This window comes from Achromobacter sp. GW823-FHT04E03, from assembly GCF_058796095.1.
On the sequence record NZ_JBXAIJ010000019.1, the window covers coordinates 1 to 215 of the forward strand.

At 63.7% G+C, this 215-nt stretch carries 1 protein-coding gene; it reads right to left on the minus strand.

Annotated features, from left to right (window positions below):
- The coding region (locus AC1RHV_RS31115) for a VCBS domain-containing protein (RefSeq protein WP_492302728.1) at positions 1-215 on the minus strand (215 nt) is incomplete at both ends.

Consider the following 215-nt stretch of genomic DNA (forward strand, 5'->3'; position numbering starts at 1 on the left):
TCGGGGACGGTCACGCCGGGCACGCCATCGGTGTGGCCGTTGATGGTGACGGTGATGGTGGTGGTGCTGACGTCGCCGTCGGCATCACGGATCGTGTAGGTGAAGGTGTCCTTGAGCTGCTGTCCATCGAGCAGCGCGTTCACGCGCGGGTCGTTGTTGTTCAGCTCGTAGGTGTAGGTGCCGTCGGCCTTGAGGACGATCTTGCCGTACTCGCC